The organism is Streptomyces sp. NBC_01476 (assembly GCF_036227265.1).
Taxonomy (GTDB): domain Bacteria; phylum Actinomycetota; class Actinomycetes; order Streptomycetales; family Streptomycetaceae; genus Actinacidiphila.
On sequence record NZ_CP109446.1, the window covers coordinates 5,645,665 to 5,663,023 of the forward strand.

The 17,359-nt window shown below is 71.5% G+C and carries 13 protein-coding genes and 1 pseudogene; 6 read left to right on the forward strand and 8 right to left on the reverse strand.

Features of this window, described 5'->3' with window-relative positions:
- Positions 1–34 precede the first annotated feature (34 nt).
- Together OG552_RS24770 and OG552_RS24780 are read left to right on the forward strand one after the other, a co-directional pair.
- The gene (locus OG552_RS24770; protein WP_329136466.1) at positions 35–2,752 is read left to right on the forward strand and encodes an FAD/NAD(P)-binding protein; all 2,718 of its coding nucleotides are present in this window, start codon (positions 35–37) and stop codon (positions 2,750–2,752) included.
- Between the two features lie 563 nt (positions 2,753–3,315).
- Entirely contained in the window at positions 3,316–4,374 is a 1,059-nt protein-coding gene (locus OG552_RS24780; RefSeq protein ID WP_329136468.1) for a ParB/RepB/Spo0J family partition protein, read from the forward strand.
- Between the two features lie 245 nt (positions 4,375–4,619).
- Here OG552_RS24780 and OG552_RS24785 read toward each other — a convergent pair whose 3' ends face one another.
- Entirely contained in the window at positions 4,620–5,441 is an 822-nt protein-coding gene (locus OG552_RS24785) for an AfsR/SARP family transcriptional regulator (RefSeq protein ID WP_329136470.1), read from the reverse strand.
- 503 nt (positions 5,442–5,944) lie between these two features.
- A pseudogene (locus tag OG552_RS24790) lies at positions 5,945–6,292 on the reverse strand (transposase); the annotation flags it as partial.
- A gap of 372 nt (positions 6,293–6,664) precedes the next feature.
- Between OG552_RS24790 and OG552_RS24795 the strand changes: the two are divergent.
- Positions 6,665–8,836, forward strand: a complete 2,172-nt coding sequence (locus OG552_RS24795) for an MMPL family transporter (RefSeq protein ID WP_329136472.1) — start codon at positions 6,665–6,667, stop codon at positions 8,834–8,836.
- A 203-nt stretch (positions 8,837–9,039) separates the two neighbouring features.
- Positions 9,040–9,492, forward strand: coding sequence for a carboxymuconolactone decarboxylase family protein (locus tag OG552_RS24800; protein ID WP_329136474.1), 453 nt, complete (start codon positions 9,040–9,042; stop codon positions 9,490–9,492).
- A 209-nt stretch (positions 9,493–9,701) separates the two neighbouring features.
- On the opposite strand, the gene OG552_RS24805 is transcribed toward OG552_RS24800, so the two are convergent.
- A complete protein-coding gene (locus OG552_RS24805; protein ID WP_329136476.1) occupies positions 9,702–9,827 on the reverse strand; it encodes a hypothetical protein in 126 nt (41 codons plus the stop codon).
- A 199-nt stretch (positions 9,828–10,026) separates the two neighbouring features.
- Between OG552_RS24805 and OG552_RS24810 the strand changes: the two genes are divergently transcribed.
- Complete coding sequence (locus OG552_RS24810; RefSeq protein WP_329136478.1) at positions 10,027–10,299, forward strand: DUF6059 family protein; 273 nt, start codon at positions 10,027–10,029, stop codon at positions 10,297–10,299.
- 90 nt (positions 10,300–10,389) lie between these two features.
- Here OG552_RS24810 and OG552_RS24815 read toward each other — a convergent pair whose 3' ends face one another.
- The 3 genes from OG552_RS24815 to hemG form a co-directional block, all read right to left on the reverse strand.
- Positions 10,390–10,836: a YdeI/OmpD-associated family protein gene (locus OG552_RS24815; RefSeq protein WP_329136480.1), complete on the reverse strand. Its 447-nt coding sequence runs from the start codon at positions 10,834–10,836 to the stop codon at positions 10,390–10,392.
- A 224-nt stretch (positions 10,837–11,060) separates the two neighbouring features.
- The gene (locus tag OG552_RS24820) at positions 11,061–11,669 is read right to left on the reverse strand and encodes a mycothiol-dependent nitroreductase Rv2466c family protein (RefSeq protein ID WP_329136482.1); all 609 of its coding nucleotides are present in this window, start codon (positions 11,667–11,669) and stop codon (positions 11,061–11,063) included.
- Positions 11,670–11,726: 57 nt separating this feature from the next.
- Positions 11,727–13,199 carry a protoporphyrinogen oxidase gene (gene hemG / locus OG552_RS24825; RefSeq protein ID WP_329136484.1) on the reverse strand — a complete coding sequence of 491 codons (1,473 nt, stop codon included), beginning with the start codon at positions 13,197–13,199 and terminating at the stop codon, positions 11,727–11,729.
- A gap of 224 nt (positions 13,200–13,423) precedes the next feature.
- Here hemG and OG552_RS24830 point away from each other — a divergent pair, with 224 nt between their 5' ends.
- Positions 13,424–14,200, forward strand: coding sequence for an alpha/beta fold hydrolase (locus OG552_RS24830; protein WP_329136486.1), 777 nt, complete (start codon positions 13,424–13,426; stop codon positions 14,198–14,200).
- Between the two features lie 283 nt (positions 14,201–14,483).
- On the opposite strand, the gene OG552_RS24835 is transcribed toward OG552_RS24830, so the two are convergent.
- Together OG552_RS24835 and OG552_RS24840 are read right to left on the reverse strand one after the other, a co-directional pair.
- Complete coding sequence (locus OG552_RS24835) at positions 14,484–15,359, reverse strand: NmrA/HSCARG family protein (RefSeq protein ID WP_329136488.1); 876 nt, start codon at positions 15,357–15,359, stop codon at positions 14,484–14,486.
- Between the two features lie 74 nt (positions 15,360–15,433).
- On the reverse strand, positions 15,434–17,218 hold the full coding sequence (locus tag OG552_RS24840) for an FAD-dependent monooxygenase (RefSeq protein ID WP_329136490.1): 1,785 nt from the start codon (positions 17,216–17,218) through the stop codon (positions 15,434–15,436).
- Positions 17,219–17,359 lie beyond the last annotated feature (141 nt).

A 17,359-nucleotide genomic window follows, 5' to 3' on the forward strand; every position in this document is an offset into this window, starting at 1 on the left:
CCCGTCGTCCTCGCACCGCAGCAGGAGGCAGCGTATGACGTCAGGACAACTCTCCCGGACCGTGGCAGTCGTGGGAGCCGGCGCGGCAGGCACCATGGTCGCGATCCAGTTATGCGAGGCGGCCACGCGCCGCCGGTCCCGCTTCGAACTCGTGCTCATCGACCCGGCTCCCGAGGCCGGCCGCGGCGCCGCGTACGCGACCCGCGACCCGCGCCACCGACTCAACGTGCCGGCCGGGAAGATGAGTTGTTACCCCGACGATCCTGGGCACTTCGTCCGCTGGCTGTGCCGCCACGGCGAGCCCGACGTCAGTGCGGACGACTTCGCGACGCGCTACCGCTACGGGGCCTACCTGGCCGATACCTTCGGACGGGCCGTCATCGCGGCGCGCGGCAGCGTCATCGTACGCCGCCTGCGCTCGCGGGTTGAGAGATGCGATGTGACGGGCGCCTGCGCCCGGCTCGAACTTTCCGACGGCGCCACCCTGGATGCCGACTGCGTGGTGCTGGCCACCGGTCCGGCCGCGCCCGAGGCCGCCTGGGTGCCCGAAGCCCTCGCCACGGACGAGCGGTTCATCGCCGACCCCTGGGCACCGGAGGCCCTGAACGCCGCACTGGCCGAGGAACGCGCCGACGACGTTCTGCTGGTCGGTACCGGCCTAACCGCCATGGATCTGGCCATGTCGCTCGACCGCCCCGGGCGTACCGTGCACACGGTGTCCCGCAACGGCCTGCTGCCGCAGGCACACGCGGTGGCGCCGCTGCCGCCCGCGCCGCTGAGCCCGGCTCTGTGCGGCGACAGCCTGAAAGGCATGCCGTTGGCCGAGGTGCGTGCGGCCGTGTACGCGTACATCGGCCGTACCGTCCGCGCGCACGGCGACTGGCGGCCGGCCGTCGACGGGCTGCGCCCGGTCACGGCCGGCCTGTGGTCGTCGCTCACGGTGGAGGAGCGGGCCGAGTTCGTGGCGCACGACAGCTCACTGTGGAACGTTCACAGACATCGGATGCCGCCGGCCACCGCGGAGTGCGTGGCACGGATGGCTCGGGCCCGTCGGCTGCGTACCTACCAGGGCTCGGTGGCCGCTGCCGAGAGCCGCCCCGGCGGACTGGCCGTCACCCTTGCCGACGGCCGTTCGCAGCGGGAGCTGACGGTGGGGTGGGTGGTGGACTGCACGGGGCCGGGTCGCCTCTCCGACGTCCTGTGGCAGGGCATGTTCGCCGACGGCACGGCCGTGCCTGATCCGATGCGGATGGGCGTCGCCACCGACAACGGGAGACTGTGTGATGCGCACGGCCGCGCGGACCGGCCGGTGTGGACGCTCGGGGCGCCGCGCCGGGGTGAGTTGTGGGAGACCACCGCGATCCCGGAGCTCCGCTCGCAGGCCGCAGCCGTGGCCGAAGCGGTGTTCTCCGCTCTGACCTCTCCGCACGCGGGCGCGCGTCCCGCGCGTCGCGTCCGGCGGCCGACCGACGGCATGGGGTTCACGCTGTCCACCGGCGCCGAGTCCGCGGCGGCCTACCGCTCCGGAATCTCCCGGCTGCTGAAGGTCTGCTCCGGCGCGGAGGACGCGTTCGTCCGCGCCACCACGCTCGACCCAGGTTTCGCGCTCGGCCACGCCGCGCTCGCCCTGATGGGCCACGAGACCGGCGCCGAGGTGGATGTCCCTCGCGCGCTGGCCGCCGCCGAGCGCTCGGCCCGTGATCGCGCCGACGACCACGAGCGGTCCTTCGTGGACGTCGTCTCCCGCCGGGTGCGGGGTACCGCCGCCGAAGGCGACGCCGCCCTGGTGCGGCACCTCGGCACCTACCCCGGCGACGCACTCGCGCTTGCCGTCGCCGTCCCGACCATCGCCTTCTCCGGCATGCACGACCTCGAAGAGACCACCGCTCTGCACATGGTCGAGCAGACGGCTGCGGCACACGCCGGGCACTGGTTCCACACCTCGCTGTTCGCCTTCATGCGCCAGGAGCAGGGTCGTTACGACGAGGCCGGCGCCTTGGCCGAGCAGGCGCTCACCGACGAGCCCGCGTCGGGCCACGCCATGCACGCTCTGGCCCACGTCCACTACGAGTGCGGCGACCATGAGGCGGGCCGGATACGGCTGGACGACTGGCTGGGCTCCCGCGGTCGCGGCAGCACGCACCGCGCCCACTTCTCCTGGCACGCGGCCCTGCACGAACTCGCGCTGGAGGACACCGGCGCCGTCCGCCGCCGCTGGGCGGTGCAGCTCGCCCCGGCCAAGGTGCGCGGTGTCCGGGCGCTGGTGGACTCCGGTTCCCTGTTGTGGCGTGCGCGGGTGACCGACAGCTGGGCGGGCCAGGTGCCGATAGACGACGTGCTCGGCGCCGTCAGCGCCGAGATCCTGGAGCGCCCGGCCACCGCCTTCACCGCGCTGCACGCCGCCATCGCGCTGGCAGCCGCCGACGACCTGGCGGGTTTGAGCAGGCTGCACGTCCATGCGCTGGGCGCCGACACCGCACAGCGGGAAGTCGTCGCACCCTTGTGCGAGGCGCTGGTGTGCGTCGTCGAGGAGCGCTGGGCGGAGGCAGCCCGGCGCCTGGAGCGCATCCTGCCGACGCTGCGCAGCGTCGGCGGCAGCGCCGCACAGCGTGAGGTGGTGGAGGAGACGATGCTGTACGCGCTGGTGTCGGCGGGACAGCACACCGCCGCGCGGCTGCGCCTGGAAGAGCGCCTGGCCCGCCGTTCCTCACCGCAGGACAATCGCCGGCTGGCCACGTTGTCTGCTGCGTGAACCGTTCTGAGCCGCTCCCGTCCCGCGCACCGACGACAGCGGGGCGGGATCAGCGGCTCCGGTGCCGCGCGCAGCGCACCGTATTGCCCGCGGGGTCGCGGAAGGCGCCGTCACGAACCCCGTTCGGCTGATCGACCGGCTCCGGCACGGTCCTGACAGGATCGTGCACCGCGCGGTTTGCCAGAGCGCCCCGCGACCGCCGCTCTCCGGGGGCATATGCGGATGCCACCCCCTACGCCTCTTCGCTGGGAAAGCGCCTTGCGGACAGGAGCGCGAACAAGGGCCTCAACAATCCTCATTCGCGCTGGTCACAGGTGCCTTCCGAGGTCCCGATCACCTGCTGCACGTGCCACTTCGTGAAAGCGCGGGGCCAAGGCCATTCTCGGCGGGTTCCCGGCTCGGGCCGCCACCGGATGAGGGATGGGCCCGATCGGCGCGGGCTCAGCGGGCCCCGGTGCGACACGGCAGTGACCGAAGAGAACCGCATACTGCCCGGTTCAGGACTCAAGCCCTTGGGTATTTGCTGTGAGTGATGTTCAGGTTACGTCGGGAAAGGACACAGTGTGGTGATCAGTGCGTCGGGGGATGCCTCCGCCGAGTCCGAACCCCCTGAAGATCGGACCTCTCGACCTGCCGGCCTTGATCGGCACGAGGGGCTGTCCGAATCGATCTTCCGAATTCCCATCGCAATGCTCCGCGACGCGGACTCGCCGCGGCTGGAAGGCATCGATCGAGGCCACGTGCGCTCCCTGGTGGCGACCGACGGAAAGCTTCCTCCCATCATCGTGCATCGTCCGACCATGAAGGTCGTCGACGGCATGCACCGGCTGCACGTGGCGCGACTGAACGATCAGCGGGAAGTGGAGGTCCGTTACTTCGACGGATCGGAACGGGAAGCGTTTCTGCTGGCTGTGGAGTTGAACATGCGGCACGGGTTACCGCTGACCCTGTCGGACCGCAAGAAGTCGGCCATGAAGATCCTCGAAGGATTTCCGGAGTGGTCGGACCGGGCCATCGGCGCCAGAACGGGGTTGTCCGGCAAGACCGTCGGAGCCCTGCGCCGGAGAGCCGCCGGGCGCATCGCCCAGGCACCGGTGCGGGTCGGGCGGGACGGCCGGTCGCGGCCACTGCACTCCGACAAGAGCCGCCGTCCGGGCGCCGGACTTCCTTCTGACCAGGTGGAAGGCGCACCGTCCGACCAGTTGCCCGGTCGGACGGACTCCCCTGCGCGGGCAAATCTCGGGGTGGCGTTACTTCCTGTGGCCCGGGCGCGTTTCGCACCGCAGTTCGTCGGCGACGACGGTTTCGCGGAAGACGTCCAGGCGTCCGGGCACGGAATTCTTCCCGCCGTCGACGCCCTGGGCTCATGCACCGATCCGGACATGCAATTGGCGTCACTGAAGCGCGATCCGGCGTTGAAGTACAGCAATGACGGCCGGGAAATGATCCGATGGCTTGAGACGCACATCGTGCGCAGGACAGACATGGGGCTGGTGTTGCAAGCTCCCGCCCATCAGGCGCGGAAGATCGCCACCCTGGCGCGGACATGTGCGGCGCAGTGGAACTGTATCGCCATGCGGATGGAACTCGCCTGCGACGACGTCTCTCCGACCTCGCGCTGAGCCGTCCCGCCAGGTCCGTTCTCCACAGCAGCGGAAAGGGTCCGGCGTTCGTGTCGACTGAGGAAATTCCTCAGTCGACACGAACGCCGGACCCTTGTGCGCGTTCCGGGTCCGGCGTTCGGTCACCGGGTGCCCGCGGCCGTGCGCGGGACCACCGAGTGAAGGGATTCGCTGTTGCCGGCGGTAGGCCCCGGGCGGCGTGCTGAGGCCCGGCCGTCAGGCCCGGGGACGTCCTGCGACGCGGGTCAGTTCGCGTACCAGCCGAAGGTGGAGGAGGGCCGGGGTCCGGCGGCCACGTCGAGCTGGGGGTCCACGGTGAGGATCGCGTGGTGGAGCCGCTGCAACTGCGGTGAGGGTTCGACGCCCAGGTCCTCCACGAGGCGCGCCCGCAGGCGCTGGTAGACATCGAGAGCGGTCGCCTGCCGACCCGAGCGGTACAGCGCGACCATCGCCTGGGCGTGCACACCCTCGTGCTGGGGGTGACGCGCGATCAGATCGGTGAGCTCGGCGATGAACTCCCGGTGGCGGCCCAGACGGAGCTCGGCGTCGATGCGCCGCTCCACGGCCACCAGCCTGCTCTCCTCCAGCCGGGCGGCCTCGATCTCCAGGACGGGGCCGATCCGGACGTCGACCAGTGCGCTGCCGTCCCACAGGGCGAGTGCGCGCCGCAGCAGATCGGCGGCGGTGACGTCGTCCCCGACATCGAAGGCGCGCTGGCCGGTGGCCACGAGGCGCTCGTACTCATGGACGTCAACGTTTTCCGGCCGGACCTGGAGCAGGTAGCCGCCGTAGCGGGTGACCAGGACGTCCTTGGCGTTGCCCGGATCGTCCGGGCCCATCGCCCGGTCGAGCCGTCGGCGCAGCTGGAGGATGTACGTCTGGAGTGTTGTCAGCGCGCTGGCCGGCAGATCTCCCCCCCAGAGCTCTTCCATGAGCGTCGTAATCGGGATGACCCGCCCCGGGTGGAGCGCCAGCAGCGCCAGGATCTGGCGGGGCTTGCTCGCGGTGGGTACGACAGTCATCCCATTGACATCGACCTGCAACGGGCCGAGGACCTTCACCCTCATAGATTCCTCCTCGAGTCCGCCGGCTGCACCAGGACAAGCCGGCACCGAATCCGATCCGTAGCGCATGTCGCACGTGCAAACCTCACAGCCTCTCGCTGCGAAACGAGCCGTCGAGTACTTAACCACTGGCGTGGCTGGACTCCACAGGTTGTCCGCCGCTCCTCAGACGGTTCTCCAACGGCGCATGAGCCGTTGTCGAACCGCGACGGGGCGACCTGCGGGATTCTCTCGACCGACTGCCAGGGCGGCAAGTGCGTCTCTGACGCGACGTCAGCTGTCGGCGACCGCCTGTCACGGGCAGTTCAAGTAGCTCTTGAGTCGGGTGGTGAAGTTAAGAAGGATGGGGCGGAAGGGACGGGTTGTCGACTGCGGCTGTCGAAGCCGCCGCGCCTATGGGAGGTCATCTCATTTGGGCATGTCATCCACGCGGCTGCGGGGCCGGTCAGCCCTGTCGGGCCTGCGACGAAGCGGTCCGCGACGGGACGGGCTCGTCACTGCGCGCTTTTCATCGCCCGCAGGTTCACCGACTCGATCGCCCACCGCGTCCAGCCCGGCTCGCCGCGCAAGCCGGGTTCGTCGGCGATCAGGCGGTGCAGCCTCGCCCATACGCGGGCCTGTGACCACTCGCTGAAGCGGCGGTGAGCAGTGGGCCCCGAAGGCCCGAACGACGGCGGCAACTGCTTCCATGTGCAGCCCGAGGTGGCCACGAAGATGATCGCCGCCAGCACCTCCCGGTCCCCGTAACGCCGTCGGCCCCCGCCCTGCGGCCGCTTCGGGGCGGCCGGAACCACCCGCTCGAACAGTTCCCACAGCTCGTCCGGCACCAGTCGTTCCACAATCCCCACTGCCACAGGCTACCCAGCAGACCAAATGAGATGCATGGCCGCCGATGGGACACGCTGACCCGCGGGCTGGTGTCCGGGACGGCGTCCACGCAGGCAGCCGACCCTCCTGGTCCGCCTGTGGCCACCGCTGCTTCGTGCCCGTTCCGGTCGGTTGTGCCTTCGCCCGTCGTGGCGCCTGACCGTTGCCTGTCACATGTCCGCACCGTCAGCCGTCATAGCAGTGACGAGCAGCACCGCCGGTCCTTCGACGGCGGTGCTGCGGACGGTGCACGGCGGGGGACTCTCGCGCTGCCGTCCTCCGACGCGTTCGCTCCCAGAATGCCGACCGGAGCCGTGGAGAACGGGCTCCCCGACCCCTTGTGAGCAGGAATGACTACAATGAAGGAACGTCCGGTCACTCCGAGTGGCGGAACGGGGGGCGAAGCAGGATTCACCGCCGGCTACGCCCGGCTGGTCAGCGGGCGCCGCTCGAAGTGGGTGGTCCTGGTGATGTGGCTGGTGCTGATCGCGGCCGGTGGATCGCTCGGTTCCAAGATCGGCCACGTCCAGAACAACGACCAGGAAACCTGGCTGCCCTCCAGCGCTCAGTCGACTCAGGCGGTCAAGCTCGCCGAGAAGCACTTCGCGGACCGGCACACCAGTGGCGCCGTGATCGTCTACACCCGCAGCGGCGGCCTCACCACCGCCGACCGGGCGAAGATCTCAGCTGACCGCAGTGCCCTCCAGCCCGTCGCTGTCGGCCCGGCGTCCGCGCCGGAGGTCTCCACCGACGGCAAGGCCGCCTTCCTCAGCCTTCCGCTGCGAACCAGCCCCAGCGACAACAACGTGCTCACCCATGCCGTGGACCGGTCCGAGAAGATCGTGGAGAACGGTGCGCCGGCCGGGCTGGAGACCAAGGTCTCCGGCGAGGCAGGCAGCATCCGCGACTTCGCCGATGTCTACAGCGGGATGGACGGAGCCCTGCTGGGTGCGGCCCTCGCCGTGGTCGCAGTCCTGCTGCTGCTCACCTACCGCAGCCCCGTGCTGTGGCTGGTGCCGCTGCTGACGGTCTTCCTGGCCAGCCAGGTGGCCAGCGGCGTGGTGTACGTCCTGGCCGCGCACGCCGGTCTTCTTGTCAACGGCCTGAGCACGTACATCCTGATGATCCTGTGCGTGGGCGTCGGAACCGACTACGCGCTGCTGCTGATCGCCCGTTACCGCGAGGAACTGCACCGGCACGAGGACCGGCACGAGGCGATGCGGATCGCCGTGGGCCGCTCCGTCCCGGCGCTGTCGGCCTCCGCCGCCACCGTCATCCTCGCCTCGCTCTGCCTGGTCTTCGGCCGCATGACCTCCACTCAGGGGCTCGGCCCGGTAGTGGCCATCGGTGTCGCGGTGGTGTTCCTGGCCATGACGTCGCTGCTGCCGGCACTTCTGGTCATCCTCGGCCGGTGGACGTTCTGGCCGTTCGTCCCGCGCCACACCCCCGGATACCGGGCCGGCGCGGAGCAGGAGCACGGCGTGTGGGCGAAGGTGGCCGGCGCCGTCGCACGCCGGCCGCGGGTGGTCTGGGCCTGCTGCATCGTCGTGCTGGCCGCCCTGGCGGCCGGTGTGACCACGGTGGAGACCGGCCAGACCCAGGCCCAGCAGTTCACCAAGTCCGTCGGCTCCGTCGAGGGCCAGAAGATCCTTGCCCAGCACTTCCCCGCGGGCGCCTCGGAGCCCGCCGATGTCTACGTGCCCACAGCGGGCAGCGACGGCGCGCTGCGGATCGTCCGGTCGGTGCCCGGCGTGCAGTCGGCAGCGGTCGAGCGGTCCGCCGGCGGCTGGACCCACATCACCGCCGTGTTCCAGGCCGCCCCGGACACCGAGGCCGCCAGGGACACCGTCCACCGCGTACGCACCGCCCTCGACAAGGGACCGGGCGAGACATCGGACGCGGTCGTCGGCGGCCAGAGCGCCATCGCCCTGGACACCGCCGACGCGACCAGGGACGAGGAACTGCTGCTCATCCCGCTGGTCCTGCTGGTCGTCCTGGTCATGCTGACCCTGGTACTGCAGTCGGTGGTCGCCGCGGTCGTGCTGCTGCTGTCGGTCATGCTCTCCTACGCCTCCGCCGTCGGCGCGGCCTCGCTGATCTTCCACGCCATCGGCTACCCGCACATGGACCGCAGCCTGCTGCTGATCGGCTTCCTGTTCCTGGTCGCCCTCGGTGTGGACTACACGATCTTCCTCATGGCCCGGGTGCGCGAGGAGGTCCGGCACCGCGGGCACCGCGACGGCGTGCTCACCGGTCTTGCCGTCACCGGCGGCGTCGTCACCTCCGCGGGGATCGTGCTGGCGGCCACCTTCTGCGTCCTGGCCACGATCCCGACCGTGTCCTCGCTCCAGGAGGGCCTGCTCATCGCGGTCGGTATTCTGCTGGACACCTTCCTGGTCCGCAGCCTGCTGGTGCCCGCTCTTTCCCTGTCGATCGGCCCACGCATCTGGCTCCCGGGCCACCCCGAAACCGAGGCGCCGCCCGAGGGTGAGCGGCCTCTGGAGACCGCCCGCGCGGACGTCGGAGCCTGACCGACCGCGCGGGGGGAAGGGGCGTCGCGCCGACCCCCGCGGCGCGGCGCCCCGCTGTGGAGCGGACGACGCCGGTGGCCGGCGGCGGCGCCTCGGGACCGGTGGTCCGCACCGCCACCCCTGTCACATCCGCCGACCGCCGGACGTCATAGAAGTGACGCCCGCCCAGCGGCGGCGTCATGTTCCCCACGAAAGGAAAGACCATGGAAGCGCGCCTGAAGAACCCGGCGATGATCCTCAACGCCACCCAGTCCATCCAGGACATGTACAAGGCGATCTACGCCGGCGGTGTCCCGAAGACGACGCTCGACCTCGTCCACCTGCGCGCAAGCCAGATCAACGGTTGCAGCTCGTGCGTGGACTCCGGCTCCCGCGGCGCCCGCAAGAGTGGCGAGACCGAGGAGCGGCTGTTCGCCGTGGCCGCCTGGCGGGAGACCACCTTGTTCACCGACGCCGAGCGGGCGGCGCTGGCGCTGGCCGAGTCCGCGACCCGGCTGTCCGACCGGAGTGAACCGGTGCCGGACGAGGTCTGGGACGCGGCCGCCGCCCACTTCGACGAGAAGGGCCTGGCCGCGCTGGTGCTGATGGTCGCGCTGACCAACTTCTTCAACCGGCTCAACGTCACCACCAAGCAGATGGCCGGCGACTGGGGCTGACCTGCGCCTTTGGACTCTGCCCCGGTCCGCCGCCCGGCGGGGGACCGGGGCAGAGGTGTTCGTCTCCCAGGACCCCCGGCGGGCGCGCGGGGCGGTGAGAGGCCGACGCGCCGGAAGGCGCCAGGTGCTGCCCCGAAACGGCCGGGGTTCCGAGTCGCAGGCCGGGTGGTCCGTCGCACCTCTGTCGGCCGACGGCACCACGAGAGCGGTCAGTCGATCCCGCGGACGATGTTGGGCTCCGCCGGCTCGTCCTCGTCGTCCACCCCCGCCAGCTTGAGCAGCGGCGTCGGCCACCCGGAGTCGGCCCCTTGCCACTTACCCTCAGCATCGTCCATGGGTCTCTCCCCTCACGGCCACGCGCCTTCGCACCGACAGCGGAGCCCGCGCCCCACCCGGCAACACTGGCAGCCCCCTCTTGAGGCCGGGCGGAGCCGCACTTGCTTGAGCGGGCTTCCAGCCCGGCTCCAACCGCGGCACGGACAGTAGCGTCACACGCCACGCAACGGTGAGGCACGACGCGAAGGGAACCCGTCCATGGCCGCCGTCGCCCTCCTCAAACGCCTCCTCGGCGAGGCATGCCGGTCTCTGGGCACCTATGGATCCATGTACGTGATGGGGGTGTGGATACCCGGATGGTCACCGTTCGACGACCAACCGCCCACACCGGACGGTCCGCCACCGGCCCACCCCGAGCGCCTGCGCCCCGACACCGCCCTCACCCCCCTGGAGCGGGCGCTGCTCCGGCAGTGGCGGCGGGAACGGCGGCAGGAGCAACGACAGCGGGCGCAGCGGCGACCGAAGCGCTGAGAGGGACCCACCACGACGCCCGGGACCGTAAGCACCGCTCCCGCTGCCGCCTCAGGGCCGTTCCCGGACACACGGCGGCGGTCCGGGGGCTCAGGACAGGTCCCGCTCCCGCAGGGTCGCCAGGGCCTTCGCGATGCGGCGGGACCGGGTCTCGGGCTTCTTCGCGCCCTCGATGGCCCGGATGTGCTCGCGTTTGCGGCTCTGGGTCAGGCTGTCGTACGCCGCACGGGCGACCGGGTCGGCCTTCAGGGCGTCGGCGAAGTCCTCGGGTTCGACCACGGTGCGGGGCTCGGTGTCGAGTTCGAGTTCCACCTCGACCTCCTCGCCGGTGTCGACGCCCGCGGCGGCTCTGTTGGCTTTGCTGAAACCGATCAGATGGCGGCCACGCATGATCGCCAGCCGGCTCTTCCACGAATGCCCGTTGATCGTGATGGTCACCGCCGGCCGCGCGCCTGCGTCGAGCTCCTTCACGACCTCGGGCGGAACCTCCAGGCCCCGCATGGGCTCCGGGGGCTCGACGTGGCTCCGAAACTTCATCATCTGCTCCTGTCGGCGTGTGGTCCGTCCGAGGCTGGATCGCGGTGCGGGCAGGCGGGTCGGTGCGTGCGGACCCGTCGCTGTCGTCACCAGTGTCGCGGTCCTGCTGCCGGAGGGGAGACCCCTTGGCCATGTGCGAGCATTATGACAACGACGCGTGCCTCGTCCGCAACGGCGGACGAGGCACGGCGTGTACACGGCGTCAGATGCCGTGGAGGGGCCCGTCAGTCAAAGGCCGGCTTGCGGTCCCGGGTGCGCTTCAGCTCGAAGAACCCGTCCGTCGCGGTGACCAGCAGAACGCCGTCCCACAGTCTCGCCGCCGCGTCGCCGCGCGGCACTGGCGTCACCACCGGCCCGAAGAACGCGTTCCCGGCCACGGAGATCACCGGGGTGCCGACGTCGTAGCCGACCCGGTCCATGCCGTCCCGGTGCGATTCCCGCAGGGCCGTGTCGTAGGCCGTGGAGTCCATCGCGTCGGCCAGATCGCCGTCCAGGCCCGCCGCCCGAAGGGCCGCCACCGTGGTGGCCCGGTCCCTAGGCGCCTTCTCGTGGTGGAACCGGGTGCCCAATTCGGTGTAGAGCCGGCCGAGCACCTCGGGGCCGTACTTCTGCTCGGCGGCGACGCACACCCGCACCGGGCCGAAGCCGCTCGCCTCCCGCCAGCGCGGCGGCAGGTCGCGTCCCTCGTTGAGGACGGCGAGGCTCATCACGCGCCAGCGCACCTCCACGGGCCGCTGGAGCGCAACCTCATGCATCCAGCGCGACGCGATCCACGCCCAGGGGCACTGCGGATCGAACCAGAAGTCGACAGGGGTGGGGGTGCCTTGCGCCACGTCGGGCCTCCAAGGGAGAAATCGGGGAGAACGGGGATGCGGTGGGGGAACATGCCCTCAGCCCTGGGCCCGCGAAGTGGCCGGGCCCGCCTCACGCAGCGAGCCCAGCACCTGGTCGACGGCCTTGAGCGCGCTGACCACGCACTGTCCGATCCCGACGCCGTCGTACACGGCGCCGCAGACCGCGAGCGAGGGCTGGCCCGCCACCGACGCGCGGATCCGCGCCACCCGGTCCAGATGCCCGACCGTGTACTGGGGCACCGCGTCCGCCCAGCGCCTGACCCGCGCCGCCATCGGGTTGCCTGCCACCCCGGCGGCCTCGGCGACCTCGGCCGCCGCGAGCGCGACGAGGTCGGCGTCGTCGCGCCCCAGCACGTCGCCGTCGCCGCTTCCCCCGGCCTGACACCGCACGATCTCCGCCTCGCCCGCCATGTGCGGCCACTTGACGGTGGAGAAGGTGACGACCTTGACCGGCCGCCCGTCCACCGCGGGCACCCGGTAGCCGCTGTGTCCCAGGGCGCGGATCGCGGCGAGCGCGTCCCGGGGGTAGGCGAGGGTGATGATCACCGAACCGGCGTGCGGGATCTCGGCGAGTGCAGCGACGGCGCCGGCGGTCCCGGGCGCCCCGGCGAGCAGCCGGCCGGCCGCCCCGGCCGGCACGGCGACGACGACGGCGTCCGCGTCGACGTACTCCGTGCCGGCGGTGGAGCCCACGGTCAGCCGCCAGCCGCGCTCACCGCGCGCGAGCTCGCGCACCGTGGCCTCCGTTCGCACCACGGAGCCCGGCGATTCGGCCAGCAGGGCGTCGGCGAGCACCTGGGGCATCCTGCCGAGCCCGCCGACCAGGGTGGAGATCCCCGTCGGAGGCCGCTCTCCGGTGGCGGGCAGCGGCGGGATCAGCGCTCCCGCCGCCTGCGCCAGCGAGGCGTGCCTGCGGGAGGCGGCGACCAGCGGGGACAGCGTGGCCGCCAACGACAGCTCGTCGGCGCGGCCGAAGTACGCGTCGGCCAGGAACGGGTCGACGAGCCGGTCCACGACCTCGCGGCCCAGCCGTCCCCCGACGAACTCCGCGACCGAGACGTCGCCGTTCAGCTCGGACATGGGCAGTACGGCGTCCTCGCGCGCCCGCCCCACCGCGGCATCGGACAGGATGCCGGACTTGGCCAGCTCGTCCATGTCGCAGGGCACGCCCATGAACTGACGATCCGGGAGCGGACGTATCTCGTCCCCTGTCCGGATCCCCATCGCCTTCGTACCCGCCGAGACGACCCGGTCGTCCAGCCCGGCCTCCTTGAGCAACCGGGCGGTCTTGGGACGCCGGGCGTACGTCGACTCCGCGCCCTCGTCGATGACGGTGCCCGCCAGTTCGGAGACGGCGAGCTGTCCGCCGATCCGGGACGATCCCTCCAGGACCGTCACCCGTACCGGTTCGTTCCGCAGGAAGAACGCTGCCGCCAGTCCCGCGACGCCGCCCCCGACAACGACCACATGCGGGACTTCGCGGGTCTGAGACATTCTGTCGTCCGCCATTGCGCCGGCTCCCTCATGGATTGGTGTGGCCCCAGTGTGAGAAGTGGGGCCGGCAGTCCTGGTCGAGCCCGGGTGGATTCGGCGCGGAGCGACCCCGTGTGCCGTCACCTCTGCGGCGGCGCCCGCCGGGCGTGCCGCGTGCGATTCACGCTCGACCGGCCGTCCACCGGTGTGCCGGACATTGGCTGTACGAGCCACCATCCACCCAGCGCGAGGAGAGCGTCATGCGGAAGGTCGTATCGCGGGACGGCACGACGATCGCCTACCGGACGGCGGGTGACGGCCCGCCGATCGTTCTGATGAACGGCGCGTTCCGCGACCACACGATCTTCGACTCACTGGTTCCCGAACTGGCGCCGCACTGCACCACCTACGTCTACGACCGCCGGGGGCGGGGAGAAAGCGGCGACAGTCCCGCGTACGCCGTCGAGCGGGAGATCGAGGACCTCGCCGCGCTGATCGACGAGGCCGGCGGCCAGGCGGTCGTGTTCGCCGGGTCCACCGGCGCGAATCTGGCCCTCGAAGCGGCCATGGCCGGCCTGCCGATCACCAGGCTGGCACTGCACGAACCGTACTTCCGCACCGGCGGTCATCCGAAGCCCCCGGGCGACTGCATGGACGTCCTGCGCAAGTTGCTGGCGGACGGCAGGCGCGGGGAGACCGCCGAGTACTGGCTCTCCGAGCTGCTCGGACTGACCCCCGAGGCCGTCGCGGACTGGCGGCGAGGCCCGCTGTGGGCGACGAATGAGGCGAACGCCCATACCCTCGTCTACGACACCACCATCCTCGGCGACTTCGAGGTGCCCGCCGAGCGGCTGGCCCGCCTCCGGGTCCCGGCGCTGGTCGTTCACAGCGACGGCACCAGCGACTGGCTGCGCGACGCGGCCCGCGCGACCGCGCGCGCCCTGCCGAACGGGTGGGGCATGGGGCTGCCCGGCTCCTGGCACCGGGTGCAGACCGACATCCTCGGCCGGGTTCTCGCCGGATTCGCCACGACCTGACCGGCTGCGGCCCCGTACCCTCGCACGGCACGCGGACCGGGGTCCACGACCCCGTCCGCACGGACCGAGCACCGAGCACCGTATGCCGAGCGGCATGTGCCGTTCGGCGCGGCGCAGGTGAAGAGCCCGCCGGGCTCAACGGCCGCCCACGCGAGACGCTCGACCGGGAAACCCCGGCCGAGCGTCTCGCCAAGCCCCTGGCCACAGCCAGTTGATCATTGTGGCGCGATGGCCCCTCGAACGCGCCTTCCGCGCCGGCCCTCCGGCCGGTCTGCCGCTCCGGTCAGCCGGCGGAGCCCACCGGCGCGGTCCAGTTCGCCCGCAGCCAGAGTTCCAAGCTGACCAGGTCCGGCCTGATGCGCCGCAGCGCGGGCAGGTCCGCGCGGTAGCCCTCACGGTCCAGCCAGTCGAACATGACGGCGAGATCTCCGCGCGCCGCGCGGAGCGGCTCGAAGGACTGCTGCTCGTACCGGGTCGGTATGCCGGACACGCGCTCGAACGCCGTCGCCATCTGCGGCCCCGTCAGCTCGTCGCCGGCGATCTCGACCTGCCGGCCCAGCCATGCGGCCGGATTGTCGAAGGCGTCCGCTGCGAAGGCGCCGATGTCGCTGGTCGCGATGATCTGCACCGGAACCTCGGGGCGCAGCCACAGACCCAGCACGAGCCCGCCGTCCGCAGGTCGCGGGCCGATGTCGCGCAGCACGTCGTAGAACATGGTCGGCCGCAGCACGGTCGCCGGCAGACCGAGCTTCTGGATGTGCTGCTCGATGTGCCACTTGCTCGCGAAGTGCGGGATGCCGCTGGAGCGGTCGGCGCCTCCTACCGAGCTGTAGACCAGATGGGCCACGCCCGCCCCGGCGGCGGCGTCAGCCACCGCCTTGCCCTGCCGTTCCTCGGCGTCCGCCCCGCCCCGCGTGCGGAAGGTCTGGACGCTGAACACGCCGTGGACCCCTGTCATCGCAGCGCGCAGCGACGCCTCGTCGTCGAAGTCGCCGGGCACCAGTACCGCGCCCACGTCCGCGAGCGCCCTGGCTGCGGGGGAGTTCGGTGCACGCACCAGCGCGTGCACCGTCCGCCCGCGGCGCAGCAGTTCGCGGGCCACCGCGCCGCCCTGCTTGCCGGTTCCGCCCAGTACCAGGACCGTCCCGTCCACTGTCACCGTCTGCCTCCGTCTCGGCTGCCTCAACCGCCTGGTCGATGTGGGTGCCAGGCACCCGGAAAACGTCGTACGGACTAACGGGAGCCGGCGGCCCGGTCTCCGCCGGTGCCGGCGAGGACGCGGGAGAGCGCGTCGGCCAGTGCCGCCGCCGGGTTGTCCCCCGCGGTCGTGGCACGCCAGGCCACGTGGTTGTCGGGGCGTACCAGGATCGCGCCGTCCCCGGCGGTCTCTCTGACGGTGGCCCACCCTCCGTCGACGTCGGCGTACTCCGCGCCGGTCCCGATCCGGACCGCGGTGACCGGTGTCGAGAACTTCTCCGCGACCTGCGCGGCCGCCTCGCACCACGCCGTCCCCTCCGCGCCGGTGAACAGGACGAAGCCGCTCGTGAGGCCGGCCAGGTCGTGTGTCGACAGACGTCGTCCCTCGTGCTCCAACCAGGCGTGCGGCAGCCGGTGCCCCGGCCGGGTCGTGGGGTGGTACACGTCCCGCATGGGCGTGCGCGGCGGCGGGGCGCTGCCGTCGGGGACGACCGCGCCCTGCTCGTAGGCGAAGCCGATCTCCAGGTCGTGGGCCTGGCCCCCGGCCCGGTGGGTGTCGAGGATCTCCGCGGTCCGCGCTCGCACCACCTCGCCGATCGGGGACTGCCCGAAGAACGTGGAGAACATCCGTTCCCGGCGCTGCGCGGGGGCGTGCGGGCCGAGGCCGACGGTCTCGAGCACCGTCTGGTGGTGGGAGGCAGCGGAGACCGCCCAGTCGACGTTGTGCCGGCACACGGGGCGCCGTTCGGCCTCGTAGGTGTCGAGCAGGCTGTCGCCGGCTCGGCCGGAGATCACCGCGGCCAGCTTCCAGGCGAGGTTGTGGGCGTCCTGGATACCGGAATTGAGGCCAAGGCCGACGGTCGGCGGCTGGCGGTGGGCGGAGTCGCCGGCCAGCAGCACGCGACCTTGCCGGTAGTGCTCGGCGACCAGCGCCTCCACGGTCCAGTTCGTCACGTGGTGCAGGGTCAGCTCCAGGTCGGGCACGCGGAGGAGTTCACGGATCCTGGCGACGACCGACTCCTCGTCGAGGCGGCCCCCCTCCATCGGCGGGAAGTGCAGGACCCACTCCTCACAGGCCTTGCCCCAACTCGGCCCCATCTCGATGAGGTTGCTGCACAGGTCCGGGTCATAGGCGTTCAGGAAGTGGGTGAGGAGCGTGCCCTCCCGCCACCACGGCGACAGATCGGCGGCGAAGTAGGCGGTGGTGACGTCGAGGAGGCCGTGCAGGCCCTGCATCTCGATGCCGAGCGCGCTGCCTACCGTGCGGCCGCCGTCAGCCCCGATGAGGTACTGGGCCGTGACGGTGGTCGTCTCCCCGGTCGTGACGTCACGGATCTCGGCGGCGACGTGGTCGCCCTTGTCCTGGAAGCCGGTCATCTCGTGGCCGAACAGGACGCGTCCGGGATTGCGCTCCTCGGCGGTGCGGCGCAGGATCGGCTCCAGCCTGACCTGCGGCAGTTTGACGGGCAGGACGGGGCCGGCCGCCGCGTACCGCTCGCGCAGCTCGCCGCCGCCGAAGGCGTCCATCTCGTGGATCAGCCGCGCGTCCATCTCCCCCTCGCCGGCGAGCGAGGTCAGCCAGCGCAGGCCGCCGAACAGCTCCAGGGGTGCCCCCTGCTCGATCATCGGCCCGTCCAGCCCGTGCTGGCGGAAGATCTCCATGGTGCGCTGGTTGAGGTAGTGCGCTTTCGGCACGTGTGAGGTCTCCGCGTGCCGTTCCACCAGCAGATGACCCACACCGTGGTCGGACAGGAAGTTGGAGGCGGCCAGGCCGCACCCACCGCCGCCCACGATCAGAACCGGAACCTCGACTGCTGCCATTGTGGTCCTTCCTGGAGATGGCAGCCTCACGATCACGGGGCTGCCGCATGGGCCGGGCCGCCGGTCGTCGGCCGGCCGGCCGCGTCCTGGCGCTGACGCGGACCGTGGTGGTTGTCAGCGGCGCTCTACCGACGCGCCGCT

Bases quoted from the DNA above. Each gene is read 5' to 3' on its own strand.
- OG552_RS24770 (WP_329136466.1), top strand. From the start codon at position 35: ATGACGTCAGGACAACTCTCCCGGACCGTGGCAGTCGTGGGAGCCGGC.
- OG552_RS24785 (WP_329136470.1), bottom strand. From the start codon at position 5,441: ATGAGGGTGAAGGTCCTCGGCCCGTTGCAGGTCGATGTCAATGGGATG.
- OG552_RS24795 (WP_329136472.1), top strand. From the start codon at position 6,665: ATGAAGGAACGTCCGGTCACTCCGAGTGGCGGAACGGGGGGCGAAGCA.
- OG552_RS24800 (WP_329136474.1), top strand. From the start codon at position 9,040: ATGGAAGCGCGCCTGAAGAACCCGGCGATGATCCTCAACGCCACCCAG.
- OG552_RS24805 (WP_329136476.1), bottom strand. From the start codon at position 9,827: ATGGACGATGCTGAGGGTAAGTGGCAAGGGGCCGACTCCGGGTGGCCG.
- OG552_RS24810 (WP_329136478.1), top strand. From the start codon at position 10,027: ATGGCCGCCGTCGCCCTCCTCAAACGCCTCCTCGGCGAGGCATGCCGG.
- OG552_RS24815 (WP_329136480.1), bottom strand. From the start codon at position 10,836: ATGAAGTTTCGGAGCCACGTCGAGCCCCCGGAGCCCATGCGGGGCCTG.
- hemG (WP_329136484.1), bottom strand. From the start codon at position 13,199: ATGGCGGACGACAGAATGTCTCAGACCCGCGAAGTCCCGCATGTGGTC.
- OG552_RS24830 (WP_329136486.1), top strand. From the start codon at position 13,424: ATGCGGAAGGTCGTATCGCGGGACGGCACGACGATCGCCTACCGGACG.
- OG552_RS24840 (WP_329136490.1), bottom strand. From the start codon at position 17,218: ATGGCAGCAGTCGAGGTTCCGGTTCTGATCGTGGGCGGCGGTGGGTGC.